24 protein-coding genes are annotated in these 23,149 nt (G+C 68.4%); 2 read left to right on the forward strand and 22 right to left on the reverse strand.

Annotation, left to right across the window (positions count from 1 at the left end; all coding sequences use genetic code 11):
* Positions 1–3: 3 nt before the first annotated feature.
* The 13 genes from rpoZ to ACPYN9_RS03310 all read right to left on the reverse strand — a co-directional run bounded on the left by rpoZ (position 4) and on the right by ACPYN9_RS03310 (position 12,617).
* Positions 4–330, reverse strand: a complete 327-nt coding sequence (rpoZ, locus tag ACPYN9_RS03250) for a DNA-directed RNA polymerase subunit omega (RefSeq protein WP_424463864.1) — start codon at positions 328–330, stop codon at positions 4–6.
* The gene (gmk, locus tag ACPYN9_RS03255) at positions 327–1,226 is read right to left on the reverse strand and encodes a guanylate kinase (protein ID WP_424463866.1); all 900 of its coding nucleotides are present in this window, start codon (positions 1,224–1,226) and stop codon (positions 327–329) included. The genes rpoZ and gmk overlap by 4 nt, the downstream gene beginning before the upstream one ends.
* Positions 1,223–2,110, reverse strand: coding sequence for an orotidine-5'-phosphate decarboxylase (gene pyrF, locus ACPYN9_RS03260; protein ID WP_424463868.1), 888 nt, complete (start codon positions 2,108–2,110; stop codon positions 1,223–1,225). The genes gmk and pyrF overlap by 4 nt, the downstream gene beginning before the upstream one ends.
* Positions 2,111–5,410 (reverse strand): carbamoyl-phosphate synthase large subunit, encoded by a 3,300-nt coding sequence (gene carB, locus ACPYN9_RS03265; protein ID WP_424463869.1) that lies wholly within the window; start codon positions 5,408–5,410, stop codon positions 2,111–2,113. It abuts the gene before it with no gap.
* A gap of 2 nt (positions 5,411–5,412) precedes the next feature.
* Positions 5,413–6,585 carry a glutamine-hydrolyzing carbamoyl-phosphate synthase small subunit gene (carA, locus tag ACPYN9_RS03270; RefSeq protein ID WP_424463871.1) on the reverse strand — a complete coding sequence of 391 codons (1,173 nt, stop codon included), beginning with the start codon at positions 6,583–6,585 and terminating at the stop codon, positions 5,413–5,415.
* Positions 6,582–7,124 carry a hypothetical protein gene (locus ACPYN9_RS03275; RefSeq protein ID WP_424463872.1) on the reverse strand — a complete coding sequence of 181 codons (543 nt, stop codon included), beginning with the start codon at positions 7,122–7,124 and terminating at the stop codon, positions 6,582–6,584. Before ACPYN9_RS03275 ends, carA begins: the two co-directional genes overlap by 4 nt.
* Positions 7,124–8,467 carry a dihydroorotase gene (locus ACPYN9_RS03280; RefSeq protein ID WP_424463874.1) on the reverse strand — a complete coding sequence of 448 codons (1,344 nt, stop codon included), beginning with the start codon at positions 8,465–8,467 and terminating at the stop codon, positions 7,124–7,126. The genes ACPYN9_RS03275 and ACPYN9_RS03280 overlap by 1 nt, the downstream gene beginning before the upstream one ends.
* 29 nt (positions 8,468–8,496) lie before the next feature.
* The gene (locus ACPYN9_RS03285) at positions 8,497–9,456 is read right to left on the reverse strand and encodes an aspartate carbamoyltransferase catalytic subunit (RefSeq protein WP_424463876.1); all 960 of its coding nucleotides are present in this window, start codon (positions 9,454–9,456) and stop codon (positions 8,497–8,499) included.
* A complete protein-coding gene (gene pyrR / locus ACPYN9_RS03290; protein WP_424463877.1) occupies positions 9,453–10,016 on the reverse strand; it encodes a bifunctional pyr operon transcriptional regulator/uracil phosphoribosyltransferase PyrR in 564 nt (187 codons plus the stop codon). Before pyrR ends, ACPYN9_RS03285 begins: the two co-directional genes overlap by 4 nt.
* Before the next feature lie 155 nt (positions 10,017–10,171).
* Positions 10,172–10,579 carry a transcription antitermination factor NusB gene (nusB, locus tag ACPYN9_RS03295; protein WP_068484434.1) on the reverse strand — a complete coding sequence of 136 codons (408 nt, stop codon included), beginning with the start codon at positions 10,577–10,579 and terminating at the stop codon, positions 10,172–10,174.
* Positions 10,579–11,142, reverse strand: coding sequence for an elongation factor P (gene efp / locus ACPYN9_RS03300; protein ID WP_424463880.1), 564 nt, complete (start codon positions 11,140–11,142; stop codon positions 10,579–10,581). The genes nusB and efp overlap by 1 nt, the downstream gene beginning before the upstream one ends.
* Before the next feature lie 115 nt (positions 11,143–11,257).
* Complete coding sequence (gene aroQ / locus ACPYN9_RS03305) at positions 11,258–11,725, reverse strand: type II 3-dehydroquinate dehydratase (RefSeq protein ID WP_424463882.1); 468 nt, start codon at positions 11,723–11,725, stop codon at positions 11,258–11,260.
* Positions 11,726–11,747: 22 nt separating this feature from the next.
* Positions 11,748–12,617 carry a Cof-type HAD-IIB family hydrolase gene (locus ACPYN9_RS03310; RefSeq protein ID WP_424463883.1) on the reverse strand — a complete coding sequence of 290 codons (870 nt, stop codon included), beginning with the start codon at positions 12,615–12,617 and terminating at the stop codon, positions 11,748–11,750.
* A 172-nt stretch (positions 12,618–12,789) separates the two neighbouring features.
* Here ACPYN9_RS03310 and ACPYN9_RS03315 point away from each other — a divergent pair, with 172 nt between their 5' ends.
* Positions 12,790–13,641 carry a GNAT family N-acetyltransferase gene (locus tag ACPYN9_RS03315; RefSeq protein ID WP_424463885.1) on the forward strand — a complete coding sequence of 284 codons (852 nt, stop codon included), beginning with the start codon at positions 12,790–12,792 and terminating at the stop codon, positions 13,639–13,641.
* Positions 13,642–13,717: 76 nt separating this feature from the next.
* A complete protein-coding gene (locus ACPYN9_RS03320; RefSeq protein ID WP_424463886.1) occupies positions 13,718–14,308 on the forward strand; it encodes a dihydrofolate reductase family protein in 591 nt (196 codons plus the stop codon).
* On the opposite strand, the gene aroB is transcribed toward ACPYN9_RS03320, so the two are convergent.
* The 9 genes from aroB to ACPYN9_RS03365 all read right to left on the reverse strand — a co-directional run bounded on the left by aroB (position 14,305) and on the right by ACPYN9_RS03365 (position 23,134).
* Positions 14,305–15,387: a 3-dehydroquinate synthase gene (aroB, locus tag ACPYN9_RS03325; RefSeq protein ID WP_424463888.1), complete on the reverse strand. Its 1,083-nt coding sequence runs from the start codon at positions 15,385–15,387 to the stop codon at positions 14,305–14,307. The genes ACPYN9_RS03320 and aroB overlap by 4 nt on opposite strands.
* Entirely contained in the window at positions 15,380–15,895 is a 516-nt protein-coding gene (locus ACPYN9_RS03330) for a shikimate kinase (protein ID WP_424463890.1), read from the reverse strand. Before ACPYN9_RS03330 ends, aroB begins: the two co-directional genes overlap by 8 nt.
* Positions 15,892–17,163: a chorismate synthase gene (gene aroC, locus ACPYN9_RS03335; RefSeq protein ID WP_424463892.1), complete on the reverse strand. Its 1,272-nt coding sequence runs from the start codon at positions 17,161–17,163 to the stop codon at positions 15,892–15,894. The genes ACPYN9_RS03330 and aroC overlap by 4 nt, the downstream gene beginning before the upstream one ends.
* A gap of 4 nt (positions 17,164–17,167) precedes the next feature.
* Positions 17,168–18,073: a shikimate dehydrogenase gene (locus ACPYN9_RS03340; RefSeq protein WP_424463894.1), complete on the reverse strand. Its 906-nt coding sequence runs from the start codon at positions 18,071–18,073 to the stop codon at positions 17,168–17,170.
* Entirely contained in the window at positions 18,051–19,304 is a 1,254-nt protein-coding gene (gene mltG / locus ACPYN9_RS03345) for an endolytic transglycosylase MltG (RefSeq protein WP_424463896.1), read from the reverse strand. The genes ACPYN9_RS03340 and mltG overlap by 23 nt, the downstream gene beginning before the upstream one ends.
* Positions 19,249–19,755, reverse strand: coding sequence for a Holliday junction resolvase RuvX (ruvX, locus tag ACPYN9_RS03350; protein WP_424463898.1), 507 nt, complete (start codon positions 19,753–19,755; stop codon positions 19,249–19,251). Before ruvX ends, mltG begins: the two co-directional genes overlap by 56 nt.
* Entirely contained in the window at positions 19,748–22,417 is a 2,670-nt protein-coding gene (alaS, locus tag ACPYN9_RS03355) for an alanine--tRNA ligase (protein ID WP_424463900.1), read from the reverse strand. The genes ruvX and alaS overlap by 8 nt, the downstream gene beginning before the upstream one ends.
* A gap of 65 nt (positions 22,418–22,482) precedes the next feature.
* The gene (locus ACPYN9_RS03360) at positions 22,483–22,677 is read right to left on the reverse strand and encodes a hypothetical protein (RefSeq protein ID WP_424463902.1); all 195 of its coding nucleotides are present in this window, start codon (positions 22,675–22,677) and stop codon (positions 22,483–22,485) included.
* Positions 22,678–22,717: 40 nt separating this feature from the next.
* Positions 22,718–23,134 (reverse strand): DUF948 domain-containing protein, encoded by a 417-nt coding sequence (locus tag ACPYN9_RS03365; protein ID WP_424463903.1) that lies wholly within the window; start codon positions 23,132–23,134, stop codon positions 22,718–22,720.
* Positions 23,135–23,149 lie beyond the last annotated feature (15 nt).

Raw genomic sequence — 23,149 nt, forward strand, 5'->3', positions numbered from 1 at the left:
GTGCTACGCCTGTGGTGCGTCGTCTTCGAAGTTGATGTCGTCGTCGAAGACGATGACGTCGTCGGGAGTCTCGAGCGGGCGCGCCTCCACCATGACGATCTTCTGCTCGTTGATCTCGTGCAGCGCGATCGAGAGCGGCTTGTCGTCGATCGAGGAGTCGATCAGCGGGCCGACGTTCTGGTAGATAGCACCGTCGTGCAGGTCGGAGTAGTAGTCGTTGATCTGGCGCGCGCGTCGCGAGGCGAAGATGACCAGCTGGTACTTGTTGTCGACGCGCTGCAGCAGCTCGTCCATCGGCGGGTCGATGATGCCCTTTGGCTTCTCAATCATGCGTGCTCCTTGTTCAGTCCCAGATGTTCGACTACGCGGGCCGCAGCCTCAGGCACGGAGTCGTTGACGACCAGTGCATCGAACTCGTCCTGGGCGGCGAGTTCGACCTTCGCGGTTTCGAGGCGCCGAGCCTGTTCTTCGGCCGATTCCGTGCCACGCCCGACGAGGCGTCGCACGAGCTCGTCCCAGCTCGGAGGCAACAAAAATACCAGTCTAGCCTCTGGCATGCGGGATCGGACCTGTCTCGCGCCCTGGATGTCGATTTCTAGCAGCACCGACCGACCGGAGGCGATGGCCTCGTCAATGGGTGCGCGAGGAGTGCCGTATCGGTATGCGTTGTGCACGGTGGCGAACTCGAGCAGCTGCTCGTCGGCGATGAGCCGGTCGAAGCCGTCGTCGTCGGTGAAGTGGTAGTTGACCCCATCGACTTCGCCGGGTCGCGGTGCGCGAGTTGTGGCAGACACCGAGAGCTCGACTTCTGGGTAGTGCTCCCGGATGTAGTTCGCGACGGTGCCCTTGCCGACCGCGGTCGGGCCTGCGAGCACGACCAGGCGGTTGTCCCCTGGCTGCACGCCGAGCCGTTCCTCGAGGAACGAGCGCAAGCGGATGCGCTGGTTGCGTCCGAGCCCCCCGAGGCGCTTCGACGGTGAGATTGCGAGCTCCTCGAGGATGCGCGCCTGCTTGGTGGCGCCGATGTGCGGGATGCTGAGCAAGAACTGCGTCACTCGGAGCGAGTGCTCGGCTGCGTGCTCGCTTGAGGCGCTGGCGTCGAGCACAGAGAGCGGCGAGCGGAGGCCGCTGGCGAGGGCGCGCTTGACTTCCGCGCGGGCCTGGCGGGCGAGCACCGCGGCGCGGGATGCGGCGACGCGATCGACTGGGGGTGGCACCTGGGTCATGAGAGAGCGTTCTCCAGCTCCGCGGTCTGCTGGTCGATGGAATCGGCAATGCGGTCGGGTCCTGCAGCGAGGACGCTGCGGGACACGTTCACGATGACCGAGTCGGTGGCCTTGCCGAAGGTCGCCCTGATGCGCGAGAACTCCGCGCCCTGGTGCCCGAACCCTGGCGCGAGCACCGGTGTCCTCGGGGCCAGGGCCAGTGCCGGCAGGTCGACGCCGAGCAGGTCGAAGTCGACCGTGCCGCCGAGCACGACGCCCACGGATCCGAGGTCTGCGCTCGCATGGGCGGCGTTCCAGGCGCTGGCGCGCTTCGTAATGCCGCCGGCCACGGTCGCCCCGAGGTGGGACCCGCGGTCGCGCCTTGCCGTCTGGATCGACGTCGACTCCGGGTTCGAGGTGGCCGCCAGTACGAACAGGCCCTTGCCGAGGCGGTCCGCAAGTTCCAGCGCGGAGGCAAGCGAGTCGAATCCCTGGTAGGGGTTGACGGTCATCGCGTCGGCCTCGAGCGGCGAGCCCTCTTCGAGCCACGCCTTCGCGTAGGCCTCGAGGGTGGTCCCGACATCGCCTCGCTTGACGTCCGCGATGATGAGCAGTCCGGCATCGCGCGCGGCTCCGAGGACCGATTCGAGTGCAGAGAAGCCCGCAGCCCCGAACCGCTCGAAGAACGCGATCTGCGGCTTGACGACGCCGACGCGCCCGACGGCAGCCTCGATGACCCGGTGCCCGAACTCGCCGGCACCCGCGGCCGTGTTGGGGAGGCCCCAGGACTCGAGCAGGAACTCATGCGGATCGATCCCGACGCAGAGTCGGCCTCGCTCCCCCAGAGCGCGCTGGAGGCGGGCTCCGAAGCCCCCTCCAGCGCGCGACGCGAACGCCTCAGTCAACTAGCTGTCCCCCCTGTTGGTGTTGTACTCCTGCAGGCTGGTCACGGTGAATCCGCTGCGCAGGGCAGAGAGCGAGCCGACGGCCGCCGACAGCTCCGAGATCGTCGTGAAGATCGGAAGGTCAGCGGAGACCGCGGCCGTGCGGATCTCGTAGCCGTCGGCGCGTGAGGCGCGACCGGACGGTGTGTTGATAACCATGTCGACCTCTCCCCCGTGGATCATGTCCACGATATTGCGGTCCTGGCCTGGCGTGGTGCCGTCTGGCGAATCTGGGGTGAACTTGCCGACGACCTTGGCGGTGATGCCGTGCCTGGCGAGCACCGCCGCGGTGCCTTCGGTCGCCGCGATCGAGAAGCCGAGCTCGACGAACTTCGCGATGGGGAGGACGATCGCACGCTTGTCGCGGTCGGAGACCGAGACGAACACGGTGCCGGATTTGGGCAGTCCGCCGTAGGCGGCGAGCTGGCTCTTCGCGAACGCGGTCGGGAAGTCGGTGTCGATGCCCATGACCTCGCCAGTCGAGCGCATCTCCGGGGAGAGCAGCGAGTCGACCATCCGCCCATCCTTTGTGCGGAAGCGCTTGAAGGGCAGCACTGCTTCCTTGACGGCGACGGGGCTCGACGCAGGCTGGTGCGTGCCGTCCTGCTCGCGCAGGAGCCCCTCCGCCTTCAGCTCGGCGATCGTGACGCCCGTCATGACGCGTGCCGCGGCCTTCGCGAGCTGCGTGCCGAGTGCCTTCGAGACGAAGGGCACGGTACGGGATGCACGCGGGTTTGCCTCGAGCACGTACAGCTTGCCTCCGGAGAGCGCGAACTGCACGTTGAGCAGGCCACGGACGCCGACGCCCTCTGCGATGGCCAGCGTGGCATCGCGCACGTTGTCGAGGACGGCGCTCGAGAGCGTCACGGGCGGCAGGGTGCAGGCCGAGTCGCCGGAGTGGATACCGGCTTCCTCGATGTGCTCCATGATGCCGCCGATGTAGAGCTCGTGGCCGTCGAAGAGCGCGTCGACGTCGATCTCGGTCGCCTCGTCGAGGAAGCGGTCGACGAGGAGCGGGTGCGCCGGCCCCACGATCGCCTGTCCCTCGATGCGAGCGAAGTAGTCGTGCATCTGCTCGGCGTCGTAGACGATCTCCATGCCGCGACCGCCGAGCACGAAGCTGGGGCGCACGAGCACCGGGTAGCCGATGCCGGCCGCGACGTCGAGGGCACCCTCGAGTCCCGTCGCGGTGCCGTTCTCCGGCGAGATGAGGCCGGCGCGGTCGAGGACACCGGAGAAGAGTCCGCGCTCTTCGGCCAGGTCGATGGCGGCGGGGCTTGTGCCGAGGATCGGCACCCCTGCCGCCTCGAGGCCCTTCGCGAGCCCGAGTGCGGTCTGGCCGCCGAGCTGGACGACCACGCCGAGCAGCTCGCCGGCGCCACGCTCGACCTCGACGATCTCGAGGACGTCCTCGAGCGTCAGCGGCTCGAAGTAGAGACGGTCGCTTGTGTCGTAGTCCGTCGAGACGGTCTCGGGGTTGCAGTTGATCATGATGGTCTCGAAGCCGGCGTCCGAGAGCGCGAACGAGGCGTGGACACACGAGTAGTCGAACTCGATGCCCTGGCCGATGCGGTTCGGGCCGGAGCCGAGGATGATCACCTTGCGACGGTCGCTGGGCGTGACCTCAGACTCTTGGTCGTAGCTCGAGTAGTGGTAGGGCGTGAACGCCGGGAACTCGCCCGCGCACGTGTCGACGGTCTTGAACACGGGACGCACGCCGAAGTTGTGGCGGATGGCGCGGACTTCGTCCTCGCTGCGCCCGCGGAGCTCGGCGATCTGCGCGTCGGAGAAGCCGTGGCGCTTAGCGTGTCGCAGCAGGCGCGCGTCGACGACCTCTGCCGAGCTGATCTGGCCGGCGACCTCGTTGATGAGCACGATCTGGTCGATGAACCACGGGTCGATCGCTGTGGACTCGAAGATTTGCTCGGGCGTCGCGCCCTTCCAGAGCGCGCGCTGCACGTTGACGATGCGTCCGTCGGTCGGCACCTTGATCGTCTCGAGGAGCTCGTCGACGGTGACATCGTCGGCCACCCACGTGAAGGACGAGCCGCGCTTCTCGAGCGAGCGCAGGGCCTTCTGGAGCGCCGTGGAGAAGTTGCGGCCGATGGCCATGGCCTCGCCCACCGACTTCATGGTCGTCGTGAGCGTCGTGTCGGCGGCCGGGAACTTCTCGAAGTTGAAGCGCGGCACCTTGACGACGACGTAGTCAAGCGTCGGCTCGAAGCTCGCGGGCGTCACCTTCGTGATGTCGTTCGGGATCTCGTCGAGGCGGTAGCCGATGGCGAGCTTGGCGGCGATCTTCGCGATCGGGAAGCCCGTGGCCTTGGAGGCGAGCGCCGACGAGCGCGAAACTCGCGGGTTCATCTCGATGACGATGATGCGCCCGTTCGAGGGGTCGATCGCGAACTGGATGTTGCATCCGCCCGTGTCGACGCCGACGAGGCGGATGATCGCGATGCCGATGTCGCGGAGTCGCTGGTACTCGCGGTCGGTGAGCGTGAGTGCAGGCGCAACGGTGATGGAGTCGCCCGTGTGGACGCCGACGGGGTCGACGTTCTCGATCGAGCAGACGACGACCGTGTTGTCGGCCGTGTCTCGCATGAGCTCGAGCTCGTACTCCTTCCAGCCGAGGATGGACTCCTCGAGGAGCACCTCGCCGGTCGGGCTCGACTGCACCCCGTCCGCGACGAAGCGCACGAGGTCCTCTTCGTTGTAGGCAAAGCCGGACCCGAGGCCACCCATCGTGAACGAGGGGCGCACGACGAGCGGGTACCCGAGGTCCTCGGCGAAGCCGATGGCCTGCTCGACGCTTGTCGCGATGTGTGAGCGCGCGACCTCCGCGCCCGCCTCGATGACGAGGTCCTTGAAGATCTGGCGGTCCTCGCCTCGGCGGATTGCATCCACCTTGGCGCCGATGAGCTCGACGCCGTGACGCTCGAGGATGCCTTCCTCGTGCAGGGCGATGGCGGCGTTGAGCGCAGTCTGGCCACCGAGCGTGGGCAGGATCGCGTCGGGGCGCTCCTTGATGATGATCGACTCGATGATCTCGGGGGTGATCGGCTCGACGTAGGTCGCGTCGGCGAAGTCCGGGTCGGTCATGATCGTGGCGGGGTTGGAATTCACGAGGATGACGCGGACGCCCTCCTCGCGGAGCACGCGGCAGGCCTGCGTGCCTGAGTAGTCGAACTCGGCCGCCTGGCCGATGACGATGGGGCCCGAGCCGATGACGAGGACGCTCGAGATGTCTGTGCGTTTTGGCATGCTTACGCGTTCTCCTGGCCGTTGGTTGGGGTGGATGGGGAGTCGAGGTGCGCGAGCACCATGTCCCTGAACTGGTCGAAGAGCGGGGCCGAGTCGTGGGGGCCCGCGGCCGCCTCCGGGTGGAACTGGACGCTGAACGCTGGAATGTCGAGGCACCGCAGGCCTTCGACGACCTGGTCATTGAGTCCGATGTGGCTCACCTGCGCGCGCCCGAAACCTGCGGGCGTGTCGACGGGGCCGTCGAGCGGCGCCTGGACGGCGAAGCCGTGGTTCTGGGCAGTGATCTCGATGCGTCCGGAGAACGTGTCGACAACCGGCTGGTTGATGCCGCGGTGACCGAAGGGCAGCTTGTAGGTGTCGAAGCCGAGCGCGCGACCCAGGAGCTGGTTGCCAAAGCAGATGCCGAAGAAGGGCGTGCCGTCGCGGAGCACATTGCGGAGCAGCTCGACGTGGGCGTCGCTCGAGGCCGGGTCTCCAGGTCCGTTCGAGTAGAAGACCGCGGTCGGGGCGAGCTCGCGCAGCTGCTCGATGGTCGTGGCGTGCGGGAGCACGTGCACGTCGAAGCCGCGCTCGGCGAGCGCCTTGATCGTGGCGGTCTTGATGCCAAGGTCGATGATGGCGACCGATCCGATCCGCTCGGATGCGGTCGAGGGATGCACGACTGCTTCCGGGGTCGAGACGCGGTCGCTGAGGTTGCGTCCGGCCATGCTCGGCTGTGCGCGCACCTTCTCGAGGAGCGACTCCTCCGAGGCGGAGGCGGCCTCGCCGGAGAAGATGCCGCCGCGCATGGAGCCCTCGCTGCGGATGCGGCGCGTGAGCGCGCGCGTGTCGACGCCCGCGATGCCGACGATGCTGGTTGAGCTCAGCGCGTTCTCGAGGGTGTCCTCGGAGCGCCAGTTGGAGACGACGCGAGAGGGGTCACGCACGACGTAGCCGTCGACCCAGATCTGCCGCGACTCCATGTCTTCTTCGTTCACCCCGGTGTTGCCGATGTGCGGGGCCGTCTGCACGACGATCTGACCGGCGTAGCTCGGGTCGGTCAGGGTCTCCTGGTAGCCGGTCATGCCGGTGGAGAAGACGACCTCGCCAAGCGTCTCGCCGACGGCGCCGTAGGCGTCGCCCTCGTATCGCGTCCCGTCCTCCAGGACGAGCACGGCGGGAATTGGTGGCGTCATGAGGACTCCTCGGTCGTGGGGGCTGGTGTCTGCTGCAGCGTGTGCAGCGCGGTCTTGAGCTGCTCGCGCGCGGTGGCGTCGACAACTCTGAGGGAGGTCTCGACGCTGACGCGATCGCTCGCAGCGTCGTCTGCAGGCAGGAGCCAACGGATGATCGTCAGGCCGCCGTTCTCGACGACTCGGTCGATCGTGACGGTGCCGTCGATGGTGGCCTCGATGTCTGAGGCCGGGATGAAGAAGGGTCGCTCGCCGGCGATCTGCACGACGGGGCCCTCCCGGAGCACGGTCACTTCGGCGCGGCCGCGGAACCCGAGGGGGGCCACGACGATGCGGTCGAGGGCGTCTCCCGTGCGGCTCGTGGAGACGTAGTGCACATCGTGCCAGCGGCCAAGCGGCTCGGAGGTCGACTGCGGCGCCTCGAGGGGGCTCGAGATGCCGGCCTGCGCCCGTGTCCGTCGACGCCAGCCGAGCCACATGAGCACGACGATGACGAGGAACGCCAGGATCGTGAGGGCAGCGGGGAGTACGCGGTCGTCCATCAGGCGAGCTCCTTCTCGCGGGCCTTGGCCGCGGCTGCCGCGCCCTCGGCAGAGAGGAGCACACCGTCGTCGAGCGTGCGTGTGCCGCGGTAGACGGTGTGCACGACGCGGCCTGGCAACGGCATGCCGAGGAACGGAGAGTTGATGCTCTTGCCACCGAGCGCGTCGGTGGTGAAGTCGGCCGTCGGCGCGGGGTCGTAGAACACGAGGTTCGCGAGCTCGCCTGCTGCGACCGGGCGTCCGGAGACCGGGTCGCTGCCGATGCGTGCCGGGGTCTCCGACATGATGCGCGCGACGTCGGCCCACGTGATGGCGCCGGTGTCGACCATCGTGTGCTGGACGACGCGCAGGGCGGATTCGAGGCCGACCATGCCCATGGCGGCCTGGTCCCACTCCGTCTCCTTGGCGTCGACGGGATGCGGCGCGTGGTCGGTTGCGACGATGTCGATCGTGCCGTCGGCGAGCGCCTCGCGCACGGCGAGCACGTCGTCCTGCGTGCGCAGGGGCGGGTTGACCTTGAACCTGGCGTCGTACCCGCGCACGAGCTCCTCGGTGAGGAGCAGGTGATGGGGCGTGACCTCGGCGGTGACATCGATGCCACGCGACTTCGCCCAGCGGACTACGTCGACGCCCTCGCGGGTCGAGACGTGGCACACGTGCAGGCGGGACGAGACGTGGTCAGCCAATAGCGCATCCCGCGCGATGATGGAGGACTCCGCGACGGCTGGCCATCCGCCGAGGCCGAGCTCGGCGGAGAGCGCACCCTCGTTCATCTGCGCGCCGACGGTCAGGCGCGGGTCCTGGGCGTGCTGCGCCACGACTCCGCCGAAGGCCTTCACGTACTCGAGCGCCCGGCGCATGATGAGCGGGTCGAACACGCACTTGCCGTCGTCCGAGAAGACCCGGACTCCGGCGTTCGACTGCGCCATGGCGCCGATCTCCGAGAGCTGCTCGCCCTCGAGGCCAACCGTGACGGCGCCGATGGGGCGCACGTCGGCGTAGCCGGCCCCGCGTCCGAGCGCGGCAACCGCCTCGACGACGCCTGCTGTGTCCTGCACCGGCGAGGTGTTCGCCATGGCGAAGACCGTCGTGTAGCCGCCGAAGGCAGCGGCCCGTGTGCCGGTCAGTACTGTCTCGCTCGACTCGAAGCCCGGCTCGCGCAGGTGCGTGTGGAGGTCGACGAGGCCGGGCAGCAGGACGAGACCCTCGACGTCGATGACGCTCTGCACACCGTCGAGGGAGACGCTCCCTGCGGGTGCGACTTCCGTGATCGTGGTTCCGGTGACGAGCACGTCGACTGGGTCGGCACCAAGCAGCTTGGCGCCTCGGTACAGCGTGGTCATGGTGCCTCTCTCGTTTCCTTGGCCCTCGTTCACGATGCGCTCCCGGAGCGTTCGCCCGAGCAGAGCACGTACAGCGCGGCCATGCGGACGGCGACGCCGTTCGCAACCTGCTCAAGCACTGTCGACTGTGGTGAGTCGGCGGCGATGGAGGAGATCTCGAGCCCCCGGTTCATGGGACCGGGGTGCATGACCATCGTAGACTCGGGCAGGCTACGGAAGCGGGCCTCGCCGAGGCCCCAGTTCTTCGCGTACTCGCGCGTGTTGGGGAAGAACGCGTCGTGCATCCGCTCTGCCTGGATGCGCAGGAGCATGACCGCCGTCGGGTCGCTGGCGAGCGCGGCGTCGAGATCGCTGGTGATGGTCGCGGGCCACGCTTCCGTGCGCACCGGCACGAGTGTGGGAGGGCCGACGAGCGTGACTTCGGCGCCGAGCGTGGTCAGGAGCCAGACATTGGACCTCGCGACTCTGGAGTGGAGGATGTCGCCGACGATGACGATGTGGCAGCCGTCGAGGCCCTTGCCTCGAGCCGCGCTGCGGCCGTGAACGCGGCGCCGCAGCGTGAACGCGTCCAGGAGCGCCTGCGTGGGGTGCTCGTGCATGCCGTCGCCGGCGTTGAGGATCGGGGCGTCGATCCAGTCGCGCTCGGCGAGGAGCTGGGGTGCCCCGCTCGACGGGTGCCTGATGACGACGGCATCGGCCCCGATGGCCTTGAGCGTCTGCGCCGTGTCCTTGAGCGACTCCCCCTTGGACACACTCGAACCCTTCGCCCCGAAGTTGATGACGTCGGCCGAGAGCCGCTTCTCGGCAGCCTCGAACGAGATCCGCGTGCGGGTCGAGTCCTCGTAGAAGAGGTTCACGACCGTGATGCCGCGGAGCGCGGGCAGCTTCTTGACCTCGCGGTCGCCGACGTCCGACATATCCTCGGCGATGTCGAGCAGCATGATCGCGTCCTCGCGGGACATGCCCTTGGTCGAGAGCAGGTGCTTCATGCGCGTCCCCCGTCGGTGATCACGACTCGGTCGCCGCCGTCGAGCTCGGTGAGCTCGACCCCGATGCGCTCGCTGCGGGCAGACGGCAGGTTCTTGCCCACGTAGTCGGCCCGGATCGGGAGCTCGCGGTGGCCGCGGTCAACGAGCACGGCGAGCTGCACGGCGCGTGGCCGCCCCGTGTCGCTCAGCGCGTCAAGGGCTGCGCGAACGGTGCGCCCGGAGAAGAGCACATCGTCGACGAGCACGACGGTCTTCCCATCGATGCCGCCGACCGGGATGTGGGTCGGCTGCGAGACGCGGGCTGGGCCGCGCCGCAGGTCGTCGCGGTACATCGTGACGTCGAGCGAACCCGCAATGTTCGCGGCTTCGACATGGGTTCCGTTGGAGGCCTCGAAGCCGGCGATGAGGCCGGCGAGGCGCTTCGCGAGGGGAACCCCGCGGCTCGGGATGCCGAGCAGGAGGAGGTCGTTCGACCCGCGATTCTGCTCGAGGATCTGGTGCGCGATGCGCACGAGGGCTCGTTGAACGTCGTCGTGATTCAGCACGGTTCGCTGTGACACGTCGACCTCCTTCCCCGCCTCACTGGACGGTGTTAAAGGATGTCTGGGGTGATGACCACCTCGCGACCGAGGGCGCTGAGGTGGCAGGAGCCTGACTGTGGCCCGAGTCGCCCCGCCGAGGCGGTGGAGACCCAGGCCACAAGCCTAGCATCGTGCTACTGCTCGCTGATGCGACCGAGCACTCCATGGATGAACTTGCCCGAAGCATCTGTCGAGTATTCCCCCGCGGCGCTCACGGCCTCGGTGATGGCGACGGCGGCTGGGATTTCGTCGTTGTACTTGAGCTCCCAGATCGCGACCCTGAGGATCGAGCGGTCGAGGGCGGGCATGCGCTCCAGCGTCCAGTCGCGCGCAGTCTCGACGATGTAGCCGTCGATCTCGTCGGCGTGCTCGATGACGCCGAGCACAATCTCCCTGGCGTAGCGCCAGCTCGCGGCGCGGTCCGGCTCATCCGCCGCTCGCTCCGCCTCCTGGCCGAGGAGCTCCGGGATGGGAGTTCCTCGCACGTCGGAGGCGAACAGGATGTCCATGGCGCGCTTGCGCGCCTTCGTGCGTGCGCTCACTAGTCGTTGACGCGGCCCAGGTAGTCGCCGGTGCGGGTGTCGATCTTGACCTTCGTGCCCGCCTCGACGAACAGCGGCACCTGGATCTCGGCACCCGTCTCTACGGTCGCCGGCTTGGTTCCTGCGTTGGAGCGGTCGCCCTGCAGGCCCGGCTCCGTGTAGGTGATCTCGAGCACGACCGACGGCGGCAGCTCGATGTAGAGCGGCTCGCCCTCGTTGAGCGCGATCTGCACGCTCTGCTGCTCGAGCATGTACTTGGCGGCGTCGCCGACGATGCGCTCGTCGAGCGTGATCTGGTCGTAGTCGGTCTGGTCCATGAAGACGTAGCCCTCGCCGTCACGGTAGAGGTACTGGAAGTCGCGCCGGTCGACCGTTGCGGTCTCGATCTTGGCTCCGGCGTTGAACGTGCGGTCGACGGTCTTGCCGCTGACGACCTGCTTGAGCTTGGTGCGCACGAACGCACCGCCCTTGCCTGGCTTGACGTGCTGGAAGTCGATGACCTGCCAGAGCTGCTTCTCGATGAGGAGCACAACGCCGTTCTTGATGTCTGCGGTAGTTGCCATGGAAGTTTCTCCGTGTCCATCCCGCGGTACGGCGGGATTCTTCAATTGTCGGCACCGAGTGAGGTGCGCGCGAGCTGTCGGCGCGAGGCGTTTGCCCCAGCGGCCCCGGAGCAGTCTAGTGCAGGGCGTCGGGCGAGTGCCGACTCGCCTCGCTGAGCACGCGGATGCCCTCGAGGGCTGCCAGGTACGACCGGGCCCCGAGCCCTGCGACGACGCCGGTGGCGACCGCCGAGATGACGCTCGTGTGCCGGAACGTCTCCCGCGCGTGGGGGTTCGACAGGTGCACCTCGATGACCGGGGTCCCGGTCTCGGTGACGATGGACACCGCGTCGCGCAGGGCGATCGAGTAGTGGGTCAGCGCTGCCGGGTTCAGGATGACGGGGGTGCGTGCATCCGCCGCCTCGTGGAGCCACTCGACGAGCTGCCCCTCGAAGTTGGACTGCCGCGCGTCGATCTCGATGCCGGCGCCTGCACTGCGCTGCAGCAGCTCCACGATGTCGTCCAGCGTCTGCGTGCCGTAGGTCTCGGGCTCGCGAGTGCCGAGTCGGTTGAGGTTCGGGCCGCCGAGGACGAGGATGCGCATGCGCGCCAGTCTACCGAGGAGGTCAGACGTACGCGTTGGACGGGACGACCGATGCATCGGCCGCGATGAGCCCGTTGCGCACGAACGCGTTCCAGACCCCGTCGTCGTCCACGCCGGTCGTGACCTGGTCGGCGTGCGCCTTGATGGCGTCGGGCGCGTTGCCCATCGCGATGCCGATTCCGGTCAGCTCAAGCATCTCGATGTCGTTGACGCTGTCACCGATGCCGACAGTGTCGGCCTGGTCGATGCCGAGGATTTGGCACACCTCGAGGATCGCACTCCCCTTGTTCACGCCGCGCTGCAGAAGTTCGCCGCTGTGGGGCCCGAGCACCGGCACCGTGGCGTGGATGACGTCGAACCGACCTGCGAACGCGGCTCGGATGTCGTCGATGGGCGTCTCGGCGCTCAGGAAGCACATCTTGCCGATGTCGTCGCGCAGCACGTCGCCACTCTCGTCGAAGAACTTCTCGAACTGCAGCTCCCCGTCCGCCTCGACCCGGTTGGAGTCCGCAGGCAAGGCTGCGAGCAGCCTGCGCAGGTGGGCGCGGAAACCCCGGCTCGCGACGACCACCGAGTCGCTCTGCACGTAGAAGTCGATGCCGGCGCGCGTGAAGTAGTCGATCGCGAACGCAGCGTCCTCACGAGGCATGGTTCGCGAGACGCGCGTCTCCCCGGCGAGCCACACGAAGCTGCCGCCCGCGCTCACGATCCCGTCGAACCCGATGTCGAGGATCTGCGAGTAGATCTCGGCGCGCGAGCGTCCCGTGCAGATGAAGAGCAGGTGACCCGCCGCCCTGGCCCGCACGACGGCCTCGACGGTGGACGGCTGGATGTGCTCCTCATCGTCGATGAGTGTTCCGTCGATGTCGAGGAAGACAATGCGCCTGGTCAACTTGGGTCCTTCTGCCGAGTGGATGCGGTGGGCCGCCTCGGCGCGTCGGGCCGAGTGCCCGGCGCCGCCTGCTGGCCCGGCGTCCAGGCTAAACGATGGCCCGTCCGCCCCTCTTCAGGTGGCTGAGGTCAGCCGGCTGGCGGCGAGGCGGGCGGGCGCCTAGCCTCTCAGCATGGCAGCAGACCACAGGATCCTGGCCGACGCGTCCGCGCCACCGGTGTCGGTCGCCCGCGCAACCGAGGCGCTGCGGGCGAGTTGGCCACCGCTCGACGAACGGAGTGTCGGCGGGTGGCGACTGGGCTTTTCGCAAGGCTTCACGAGGCGCGCGAACAGCGTGTGGATGCTCGGCGAAGTTCCGGATGCCCGGGCCGCGATCGGCGAGGTGGAGGAAGCGTACCGGGCGCGCGGGCTCCCGAGTCGCTTCTTCGCGACCGGGTCAAGCTCTCCGAGCGAGGTCGCCGCGCTGCGTGCGTTCGGCTACGTGCCCGCGCTCACGGGCAGGATCCTCGCCGCACCAGCACCAGCACCAGCACCCGGACCAGCAGCTGAGACTGACGAGACACCGCTTGGCGGCGCACCGGGCGGTCCGCTCCTGGCGAGCGGCGTCGCGTTGACGATCGGAGCGGAGTTGTCGCCCGAGTGGCTCGACGCGTGGCTCCGGTGGAACGGCCGCCGCCTGCCGATTGACCAGAGGCTCGCCCCACGCATCCTCGGTGCAGGCTGCTCGGACTTCTTGCAGGTGCGGGTCGAGGGGAACCTCACCGCGCTGGCGCGCCTGACGCTCGACCGCGATATTGCCGTGATCGACTGCCTCGTCACCGAACGCGGCAGCCGCGGGCGCGGCTACGGTCGTCTGCTTGTCGACCTCGCGAGGCGAGCGGCCGCGAAGCGCGGTGCGGCGTCGTGCCTCGCCATGGTCGTCGAGCGCAACGCGGCCTCGCTGCGCCTCTTCGAGAGGGCGGGATTCCGCGAGCTCGGGGCGTTCAGCTACCTCGAGGCCCCCGACCGCATCAGCTGCTGCTGACCGCGCCGACCTCGGGCGATGCGTCAGCGCGCGGCGGTAGGGTCCCGACACCGGAACAAGTTGAGAGGGGCAGCACATGCGCGAACTGGTCTACTACGTCGCTTCGAGCATCGACGGGTTCATCGCAGACCCGAGCGGAGGCTACGACGCCTTCCCGGTGGAGGGCGACCACATGGCGACACTCCTCGAGGAGTACACCGACGCATTTCCGGCGCACGTGCTCGACCTGCTCGGACTCAAGGCACCGGGAACGACCTTCGACACCGTGATCATGGGCTGGAACACCCTGCGTCCGGCCGTGGAGATCGGCATCGACAGCCCGTACCCGCATTTGCGCCAATTCGTCGCGAGTCGCAGTGAGCGCTACGTCGCCGACGACGTCACGCTGGTGGACGACCCCGTGCGGTGCGTCCGTGAACTCAAGGCGGAGGAGGGCCTGCCGATCTGGCTCTGCGGAGGCGGCGACCTGGCGGGCGCGCTCCTCGGCGAGATCGACCGCCTCATCCTCAAGCGGAACCCCGTCGCCTTCGGCGCCGGGATCCCGCTGTTCGGCGATGCCGCCTACTCCCCCGTGTCGTTCCTCCCGACCAACACCCGCCGGTTCGAGTCCGGCGTCATGATCGAGGAACTCGTCCGGGAGCGCCCACGAGGTGCGGGCGTGGCCTAGCTGGCGATCTCCTGATACGCCGCGAAGAGGAGGCTCTCGTCGGGCGCCCGCATGATCGTGGGACGACCAAGCCCGTCGAGGACCACGAACCGCAGCATGGCGCCCCTCGCCTTCTTGTCGCGTCGCATCGTGGCGAGCAGCGTGTTCCAGCGGCCGGCCGGGTAGCTCGTGGGGAGGCCGAGGAGCTCGAGGATCGCCTTGTGGCGGTCGGCGGTCTCGTCGTCCAGGCGACCCGAGAGGCGTGCGAGCTCGGCGACGAAGGCCATGCCGATGGAGATCGCCGCGCCGTGTCTCCACTGGTAACGCTCGGCGTTCTCGATGGCGTGCCCGAGCGTGTGCCCGTAATTGAGGATCTCGCGCAGCCCCTGCTCGGTGAAGTCTTCGCCGACGACCCTGGCCTTGACTCGGATGGCGAGCTCGAGCACGCGGAGGAACTCTGGCGTCGTCGGGTCGGTCGCGCGGTCCGGGTCGCGTTCGATGATGTCCAAGATCTCCGGCTCGGCGATGAAGCCGGCCTTCACAACCTCGGCGAAGCCCGCGAGCAACTCGTTGCGCGGCAGGCCGGCGAGGATCTCCGGATCGATGACGACCCCGGTCGGCGGGTGGAAGGATCCGACGAGGTTCTTGCCCTCGTTGGTGTTGAGGCCCGTCTTTCCACCGATAGCTGCGTCGACCATGGCGAGCACGGTCGTCGGCATGTGCACGACCTTGACGCCGCGCAGCCACGTCGCGGCGATGAAGCCGCCGATGTCGCTCGTCGCGCCTCCGCCGATCGTGATGACGGCGTCTGACCGCGTGAAGTCTGCCTGGCCCAGGATCTGCCAGCAGAATGCGGCGACCTCGATGCGCTTCGCACCCTCGGCGTCCGGGATCTCGGCGATGAGCACCTGGTTGTACTCGCCGACCAGCTGCTCGCGAACCCGCTCGGCGACGTCCGCGAGGTGCGGCGCGTGCACGATGAGGACCTTGGCGACCCCCTCGCCGAGCAGAGCTGGGATCACTCCGGCCGCGTCTCGGAACTGTCCTGATCCGATGATGATGTCGCCGTGGGCGCCGGGAACCTCGATGATCTCAGGCAACGTCGCTTGGTCCTTCCTTGGTGTGCTGCTCCAGCCACTCCGCGATGTCTTCGACGACGCGGACCATGGGCCGGAATGAAGTGTCAAACGTGACGTCCGCGAGGCGCTCGTAGGTCTCGCGGCGCGCTTCGTAGATCGTCGTCCAGCTCTCGATGCCCGTGATGAGCGGGCGCTTCGCGTTGCCGGTGATGCGCTCGGTGATGGCGGCGGGGGTGGCGGTCAGCAGGACGACGGTGTGCGCGTCGAGGCGTGCCTGCGTCTCCGCATCCATGACAGCGCCGCCCCCGAGCGAGAGCACCTCGGTGGTCTCGAGGTGCTCGGCGATGACGTCGCGCTCGAGGCGCCGGAACTCGGCCTCGCCGTGCTCCGCGAAGATGTCGGGGATGGCGCCGTGGCGGGCGACGATCACCTTGTCGGTGTCCGCGTAGCTCGCGTCGAGCACCTTGGCGAGGCGGCGCCCTGCCCTCGACTTGCCCGCCGCCGGCGGGCCGATGAGGACGACGCTCATACGCGCCACTCGCTGAGCGAGTCCCCCATTGGCGTCTCGTCGACCGGCCCTGCCTGCAGCTCGGATTCGGCGACGGACTCGCGGGAGGTGCGCAGCAGCGGCGGGATGCTCGCGAGGTAGCTCTCGATGTTCCGTTTCGTCTCGGCGACCGAGTCACCCCCGAACTTCTCGAGGATCGAGTCGGCGATCGTGAGCGCGACCATCGCCTCGATGACGACGCCGGAGGCGGGAACCGCGCACACGTCCGAGCGCTGGTGGTGTGCCGCAGCGTCCTGCCCAGTCGCGACGTCGACGGTGTGCAGCGCCTTCGGGACTGTCGCGATCGGCTTCATTCCAGCCCGGACGCGCAGGACCGTGCCGGTCGCCATGCCGCCCTCGATGCCGCCCGCGCGGTCGCTCGAGCGCACGATGGAGCCGTCACACATGTAGAGGGGATCGTGCGCGGCCGTACCGGGACGCCTGGTGGTCTCGAACCCGTCACCGACCTCGACGCCCTTGATTGCCTGGACGCTCATGAGCGCCTTGGCGAGGCGCGCGTCGAGGCGACGGTCCCAGTGCACGTACGAGCCGATGCCGGGCGGGAGACCCCAGACGAGCACCTCGGTCACGCCGCCGAGCGTGTCCCCGCTCTTGCGCACCTCGTCGATGAGCGCCACGGCTGCGGCCGACGTCTCCGCGTCGAAGACGCGGACCGGGTCGGCATCGATGGCGGCCAGGTCGCCGTAGCCCGGCAGGGGCGCATCCTCGGGGACGCGGACGGTGCCGATGGCAAGCGTATGGCTCAGGGTTGTGATGCCGAGCTCGGCGAGGAAGCGCTTCGCGATTGCACCGAGCGCCACGCGCGCGGCCGTCTCGCGGGCACTCGCTCTCTCCAAAACGGGGCGTGCCTCATCGAAGCCGTACTTCTGCATGCCGATGAGATCCGCGTGCCCTGGGCGCGGGCGGGTCAGCTTCGCGCCGCGGCCCGTCTCGAAGACGGAAGCGTCGACGGGCTCCGGGCTCATGACCTCGACCCACTTCGGCCACTCGGTGTTGCCGATGCGGATGCCGATGGGCGAGCCCATCGAGTAGCCGTGCCGGACACCCGCGGACAGCGTGAGCTCGTCCTGCTCGAACTTCATGCGAGCGCCGCGGCCGTGGCCGAGCTTTCGCCGTGCGAGGTCGGTGCGGAGATCGTCGAGGGAGAGCGGCACGCCAGCCGGGAGTCCCTCGAGGATCGCAAGGAGTTCTGGGCCGTGGGATTCCCCGGCCGTGAGCCATCGAAGCATTGGACTATTCTGACACGCGCAGCGCGGCGGTCCGCATCGCTGCACGCACCTCAGCCTCGTGCGGGAGGGGTTCCGACTCGCCGCGACCGGTGAAGAGTCTCACTTGCACCAGAGCCTGGGCGAGGAGGAGCTCGAGCCCTGACACGACGGAGCCGCCCGCGGCAGCCCAGCGAGTAGCGAGTTTCGTGGGCCAGGGGTCGTAGAGCACGTCGAAGAGCAGGGAGTCGCGCGCCCACGAATGGTCGACCGAGAGGTCGTCTCGGTCTCCGGGCACGGTGTTCACAGCCAGCTCGGCGGCCTTCTCGAGCGGGGGCAGCGCGTCGAACTGCGCGAACGTCAGCACTTCGACCCGGATGCCCAGGGCTTCGGCGAGCTCCGCCAGCCCCCGAGCGCGCTCTGGGGCGCGCACGACGATCGACAGCTCCCGGGTCTCCAGCGACGGCAGGGCCGCGACGACGGCGGCCGCGGTCCCGCCCGCTCCGAGCAGGCGCACCCGCGCCGCGCGGTCGACGCCCGCCTCGCCGAGTGCCGCGATGAAGCCGGTCACGTCCGTGTTCCAGCCGTGGGCGAGTGCGGAGCCCTCGGCGCCGTCGAACACGAGGGTGTTGACGGCACCGATCCGCGCGGCGGCCGGATCAAGCGAGGAGGCGAAGTCCCTCGCCTCCTGCTTGAGCGGCATGGTCACCGAGAAGCCACGCCACCCTCCCCCGCGGCCAGCCATGAAGGACGCGAGCTCACCCGCCGGGATGTCGAACCGCTCGTAGCGCCAGTCGAGGCCGAGCACCTCGTAGGCAGCGGCGTGGATCGCGGGCGACTTCGAGTGGCCGATCGGCGAGCCGAGGACCGCGAGCCTCGTCCCCGATCCGGTGTCGGGCCTCGGCCCGGCCTCAGCCATACTCGGGGTGCTCATCCATCCAGGCGAGCCACTTCGCCACGGCGACCTCATGCTCCTCGAAGGTCTCAGAGAAGATGGTCTCCCCCGTGTCGAGGTTCCACGTAACGAAGTACAACCACGGCCCGTCCGCCGGGTTGACCGCTGCGTCGATCGCGATATCCCCCGGGTTCGAGATCGGACCGGCGACCATGCCCGGGTGCACATAGGTGTTGTAGATGTTGGCCGCATCCGCACGTTCGGCGTCGCTCGTCGAGACGCGGTGGGTGTTGCCGGTGCCGTACGCGACGGTCGCGTCCGACTGCAGGAGCATGCCGGTGTCGAGGCGGTTGAGGAAGACGCGCGAGACCTTGTAGTAGTCCTCGCGGAGGCCAGCCTCCTTTTGGATGAGGGACGCGAGGCGCACCGTGTCCCATCGAGCCTCCGGAGCGACACCGTGCTCGTCGAGCGACTGGAACATCCGGTCGACCAGCGTCTTGAGTACGGTGTTGGCGTCGACGCCCGGGTCGAAGCTGTAGGTCGCGGGGAACAGGAAGCCTTCGAGGCTCGTCGCCTCAGCGGGCAGCCCGAAGTTGGCGGGAACCGCGGCCGCCTCGAGGTCGGCGACCGGGATACCCACGCCGCCTTCGATGAGGGCGTACACGTCCTGGAGCGCCGTCCCCTCCGGGATCACGACGGTCGACTCCTGGCGGTTCGCCGGGTCGAGCAGCGAGGCGAGGGCCGCCTCGGCGCTCATCTCCTGCTGCATCCCGTAGCTGCCAGGGATGAACACCGGGTCCTCTGGCTGAGAGAGCACCTCGTCGACGAAGGCGCCGGAGGTCTTCACGATGCCCACCTCTGCGAGGCGCTCACCGATCGAGGTGCCCGTGTCGCCGGACTCGATCGTGAAGGCCGTCTCGGTGCCGTTCCCGCTGCCCTCGAAGTCCGCCGAACCGGCACCCCCGCCGAACAGGCTGCGCAGCTGCGAGCCGAAGCCGAACCAGACGACGGCGGCGCTCACCGCCACGACGACGATGAGCACGAGGATGACGAGGAGGCTCCGCTTTCCCCGCCTGGCCGCAGCGGATTCGCGCCTGCGGGTGCCGCCAGACCTGCGCGGGCTGCCGCCGTTGGCATCCGCCTGCGTCGCGATCTCGCCGGAGAACAGGTCGCCGAACGGGTCGTCCGGGGCTGAGCTCTTGCGTCCGTCGCGACTACTTGGGGGCTGGTTGTCCGTCAGAGTCCTGGTCCTTTCGGGAGAGGAGCTCACCCGGTGCACGTCCGGATTGGCGCTCCGCGTCGAGCGTGGTCTGCAAGATGACGACTGCCGCCATCTGGTCGATGATGTGCCTCGATCTGGAGGCCTTCCGGCCGACGTCTCGCAGCTGCCGGCTTGCACTCACCGTCGTCAGACGCTCGTCCACCAACCTGAGTGGCACCGGAGAGTGAGCGGCGATCTGCGCCGCGACAGCACGGGCATCTGCGGTGGATGCGGTCTCGGCGCCGGAGAGCGACAGCGGGAGGCCGACGACGATCTCGATCGCGTCGTACTCGGCGACGAGCTCCGCGATGCGTCTCGCGTGGGCGTCGCCGTTCGCGCCGTCGCGCGGCACCGTCTCGAGGGGGGTTGCGAGCATCCCGTGCGGATCGCTCCTGCTGACGCCGACGCGGGCTTTGCCCACGTCGACGCCGAGGCGAGTCCCGACGCGGGCGTCAGCCATTCGCCAGCTCGGAGCGGATGGCGGCGAGGGCATCGTCGAGGCGCTCGACGTCCGTGCCGCCGCCCTGAGCCATGTCCGGCTTGCCGCCGCCGCCTCCACCGAGGATGGGCGCCGCGATGCGGACGAGCGCACCGGCAGCGGCACCTGAGTCTCGGCCTGCCGCGTTCGTGGCGACGAGCACGATCGGCTTGCCGTTCGACGCCGCGCCGAGGGCGACCACCGCGGGGCGTTCCCCCAGCTGCTCGCGGACGGCGACGGCGAGTGAGCGGAGCTCGTCTGTGCTGCGCACCTCACCCAGGTGCTTGGCTACGAGCACGACCTTGCCAGCGGTGCTGGCCTCGGCCGCGATCGCCGGAACGCGCTGCATGGCCTCTGCGGCCTCGAGTTCCGCGATGCGCTTCTGCGCGGCCTTGAGGCTCGCCGCGAGGTCTTGGACGCGGTCGGCGAGCTGCTCGCGCGGGGCCTTCAGGTTGCTGGTCAGCTGCGACACGATGGCGCGCTCAACGGCGAAGTCCGCGAACGCGTCGCGACCGACGAGCGACTCGATGCGGCGGTTGCTCGACCCGACCGAGGACTCGCCCACGAGATTCACGATGCCGACCTCGGAGGAGCTACCGACGTGCGTGCCACCGCAGAGCTCACGCGACCACGGGCCACCGATGTCGACCATCCGCACACGGCTGCCGTACTTCTCGCCGAACAGGGCGCGGGCGCCGAGCGATTTCGCTTCGTCGAGGTCCATCTCCCGAGTCGTCACGACGTGGTTGGCGCGGATGGCATCGTTGACGATGCCCTCCAACTCGGTCTTGGTGTCGTTGGAGAGCGCCTGGGTCCAGGAGAAGTCGAGGCGCAGGTAGCCGGCCTTGTTGTAGGAGCCGGACTGGTGGGCGTCAGGACCGAGCACGTCTCGCAGGGCTGCATGCAGGAGGTGGGTCGCCGTGTGCGCCTGGTTCGCGCTTCGGCGGTACGCCTGGTCGACGATCGTCTCGACACGGTCGCCGACGGCGACCTCTCCGGAGACAATCGAAACGGTGTGGCTGACGAGGCCTGCGATGGGGCGCTGCACGTCGACGACGTCGGCGACCAGCCCGCGGGCCGCGGAGGTGATTTGGCCGGAGTCGGCCTCCTGCCCGCCGGCCTCGGCGTAGAGGGCTGTGCTCGCGAGGATGATCTCGACCTGCTGCCCGGCGCCGGCGGTGACCGCAGGCAAGCCGTCGACGATCAGGCCGAGGACCTCGCTCTCGTTCGCAAGATCGGTGTAGCCGACGAACGTCGTCTCTCCGAGTGCGCGGAACTCGCTGTACACGGAGACGTCCGCAAGCGCCGAGCGCTTGGACTTGGCATCCGCCTTGGCCCGGGTCCGCTGCTCGCTCATGAGTCGCTCGAAGGCATCGCGGTTCACACTGACGCCAGCCTCTTCCGCGATCTCGACGGTGAGGTCAATGGGGAACCCGAAGGTGTCATGAAGCTTGAACGCCGTCTCGCCAGAGAGGTGCTGGACTCCACTGGCCCTGGTCTCCGAGACAGCAGAGTCGAGGATCGCGGTGCCGGCGGCAAGCGTGCGAAGGAAGGTCTCCTCCTCCGCGTAGGCGAGGCGCGCGATGCGCGGGAACTCGTCGACAAGCTCCGGGTAGGCGTCCTGCATCGCGGCGCACGATGCGGGCAGCAGCTGCGGCAGGCTCGCACCGTCGAAGCCGAGGAGGCGCATGGCCCTGACCACGCGACGCAGCAAACGACGGAGGATGTAGCCGCGCCCCTCGTTGCCTGGCTCCACTCGGTCGGCCATGAGCATGAGCGACGACCGCACGTGGTCGGCGACGACGCGCATCCTGACGTCGTCCTCGTGCGAGGCGCCGTAGGCCTTGCCGGAGATCTCGGCGGCTTTGTCGAGGACCGGGCGAACTTGGTCGATCTCGTACATGTTGTCGACGCCTTGCTTGATGAAGGCGATGCGCTCGAGCCCCATGCCGGTGTCGATGTTTTGCTTCGGCAGGTCGGCGACGATATCGTAGTCGTCCTTGGTGGTGCCCTCGCCGCGTTCGTACTGCATGAAGACGAGGTTCCAGATCTCGACGTACCGGTCGTCGTCCGTGGCTGGGCCACCGTCGATGCCGTACTCGGGCCCGCGGTCGAAGAAGATCTCGGAGCACGGGCCAGCGGGGCTCCCCGGGCCGCCAGCGGACCAGAAGTTGTCTTTCATGCCGAGGCCCTGGATGCGCTCGTCGGGGAAGCCGGTGACCTCACGCCAGATGCCGCGCGCGACGTCGTCGTTCTCGTAGACCGTGATCCAGAGGTCCTCTGGCTTGAAGCCGAGACCGCCGGCGCTCTCCGGAGTGGTCAGCAGCTCCCACGCAAACTCGATGGCACCCTGCTTGAAGTAGTCGCCGAACGAGAAGTTGCCGCACATTTGGAAGAAGGTGCCGTGCCTCGGCGTCTTCCCGACTTCCTCGATGTCGTTGGTCCTGATGCACTTCTGTACGCTGACGGCCCGATCGAACGGCGCTGGCACCACCCCGGTGAAGTATGGGATGAAGGGAACCATGCCGGCGATCGTGAACATGATCGTCGGGTCGTCGCTGACGAGCGGCGCTGAAGGAACGGCGGTGTGCCCGCGCTGCTCGAAGAAGTCAAGGAAGCGGCGACGGATCTCGGCGGTTTGCATCGTGCTGTGTGGCTCTTTCTCTGGCGGCTGGCGACGAGCGCCCCGTGGTCCTGGGGTGGGTCGCGCTACTTGATGTCGGCGATGGCCGCCGCGAGGTCCTGCGTGCGTGCGCGGTAGCCCTCTCCGACGGCCTCGGTGAACTCGTCGACGCGTCCGTTCACGCTCGCGAAGAACTTCCGTCCGGCTGGCGTCGAGTTGACGACGTGAGCGAGGGCGAATCCTGCGGCGATGCCGCCGATGATGCTGAGCGCTGTGCGCATGAGGGCTCCTTGAGCGGGTCGGGAACGGTGGTGGGTGCGGTCAGCGGACGCCGCCGCGGGCCTTGGGCTTCTTCGGTTTGGAAGGCGCCTTGGCGGGCTTGGGGCCGTCGCTCTTGAAGCTCGAGATGCCTGCCCGGACTGCGGCGGAGAACCCGGCGAGCTTGATCAGCGGACCGCCGACGGTTGCCGCCGTCAGGGCGACGAGGCTCGAGACGTTGCTGGTCGTCTCGGAGACGTGCGTCGTGATGCTGTCGATCTTCGCGAGCTGCTTGTTGGCCTCAAGCACCGTGACCTGCGTCTCTGCGAGGGTGGGGGTGATGGCATCGATGGACTCGCGGATGCCGCTGCGCACCTCATCGAGTACCCCGCCGAGCTTGAGCAGGGGAACCGCGAGCAGAAGGACGAGGACGAGGAAGACTCCGGCCGCGATGAGGCCGGCGATGTCGCCACCAGACATGGTGCTCCTTAGTGA

It is taken from the genome of Pseudoclavibacter helvolus, from assembly GCF_049707175.1.
Lineage (GTDB): Bacteria > Actinomycetota > Actinomycetes > Actinomycetales > Microbacteriaceae > Pseudoclavibacter > Pseudoclavibacter helvolus_A.

What these genes read in the sequence shown, in the direction of transcription:
- ACPYN9_RS03340 (WP_424463894.1), bottom strand. Translation starts at nt 18,073, where the DNA reads ATGAGCACCCCGAGTATGGCTGAGGCCGGGCCGAGGCCCGACACCGGA.
- ACPYN9_RS03275 (WP_424463872.1), bottom strand. Translation starts at nt 7,124, where the DNA reads ATGGACGACCGCGTACTCCCCGCTGCCCTCACGATCCTGGCGTTCCTC.
- ACPYN9_RS03315 (WP_424463885.1), top strand. Translation starts at nt 12,790, where the DNA reads ATGGCAGCAGACCACAGGATCCTGGCCGACGCGTCCGCGCCACCGGTG.
- ACPYN9_RS03365 (WP_424463903.1), bottom strand. Translation starts at nt 23,134, where the DNA reads ATGTCTGGTGGCGACATCGCCGGCCTCATCGCGGCCGGAGTCTTCCTC.
- ACPYN9_RS03320 (WP_424463886.1), top strand. Translation starts at nt 13,718, where the DNA reads ATGCGCGAACTGGTCTACTACGTCGCTTCGAGCATCGACGGGTTCATC.
- carB (WP_424463869.1), bottom strand. Translation starts at nt 5,410, where the DNA reads ATGCCAAAACGCACAGACATCTCGAGCGTCCTCGTCATCGGCTCGGGC.
- ACPYN9_RS03280 (WP_424463874.1), bottom strand. Translation starts at nt 8,467, where the DNA reads ATGACCACGCTGTACCGAGGCGCCAAGCTGCTTGGTGCCGACCCAGTC.
- aroQ (WP_424463882.1), bottom strand. Translation starts at nt 11,725, where the DNA reads ATGCGCATCCTCGTCCTCGGCGGCCCGAACCTCAACCGACTCGGCACT.
- ACPYN9_RS03360 (WP_424463902.1), bottom strand. Translation starts at nt 22,677, where the DNA reads ATGCGCACAGCGCTCAGCATCATCGGCGGCATCGCCGCAGGATTCGCC.
- ACPYN9_RS03285 (WP_424463876.1), bottom strand. Translation starts at nt 9,456, where the DNA reads ATGAAGCACCTGCTCTCGACCAAGGGCATGTCCCGCGAGGACGCGATC.
- gmk (WP_424463866.1), bottom strand. Translation starts at nt 1,226, where the DNA reads ATGACCCAGGTGCCACCCCCAGTCGATCGCGTCGCCGCATCCCGCGCC.
- ACPYN9_RS03330 (WP_424463890.1), bottom strand. Translation starts at nt 15,895, where the DNA reads ATGAGCGTCGTCCTCATCGGCCCGCCGGCGGCGGGCAAGTCGAGGGCA.
- rpoZ (WP_424463864.1), bottom strand. Translation starts at nt 330, where the DNA reads ATGATTGAGAAGCCAAAGGGCATCATCGACCCGCCGATGGACGAGCTG.
- efp (WP_424463880.1), bottom strand. Translation starts at nt 11,142, where the DNA reads ATGGCAACTACCGCAGACATCAAGAACGGCGTTGTGCTCCTCATCGAG.
- ruvX (WP_424463898.1), bottom strand. Translation starts at nt 19,755, where the DNA reads ATGGCTGACGCCCGCGTCGGGACTCGCCTCGGCGTCGACGTGGGCAAA.
- aroC (WP_424463892.1), bottom strand. Translation starts at nt 17,163, where the DNA reads ATGCTTCGATGGCTCACGGCCGGGGAATCCCACGGCCCAGAACTCCTT.
- alaS (WP_424463900.1), bottom strand. Translation starts at nt 22,417, where the DNA reads ATGCAAACCGCCGAGATCCGTCGCCGCTTCCTTGACTTCTTCGAGCAG.
- carA (WP_424463871.1), bottom strand. Translation starts at nt 6,585, where the DNA reads ATGACGCCACCAATTCCCGCCGTGCTCGTCCTGGAGGACGGGACGCGA.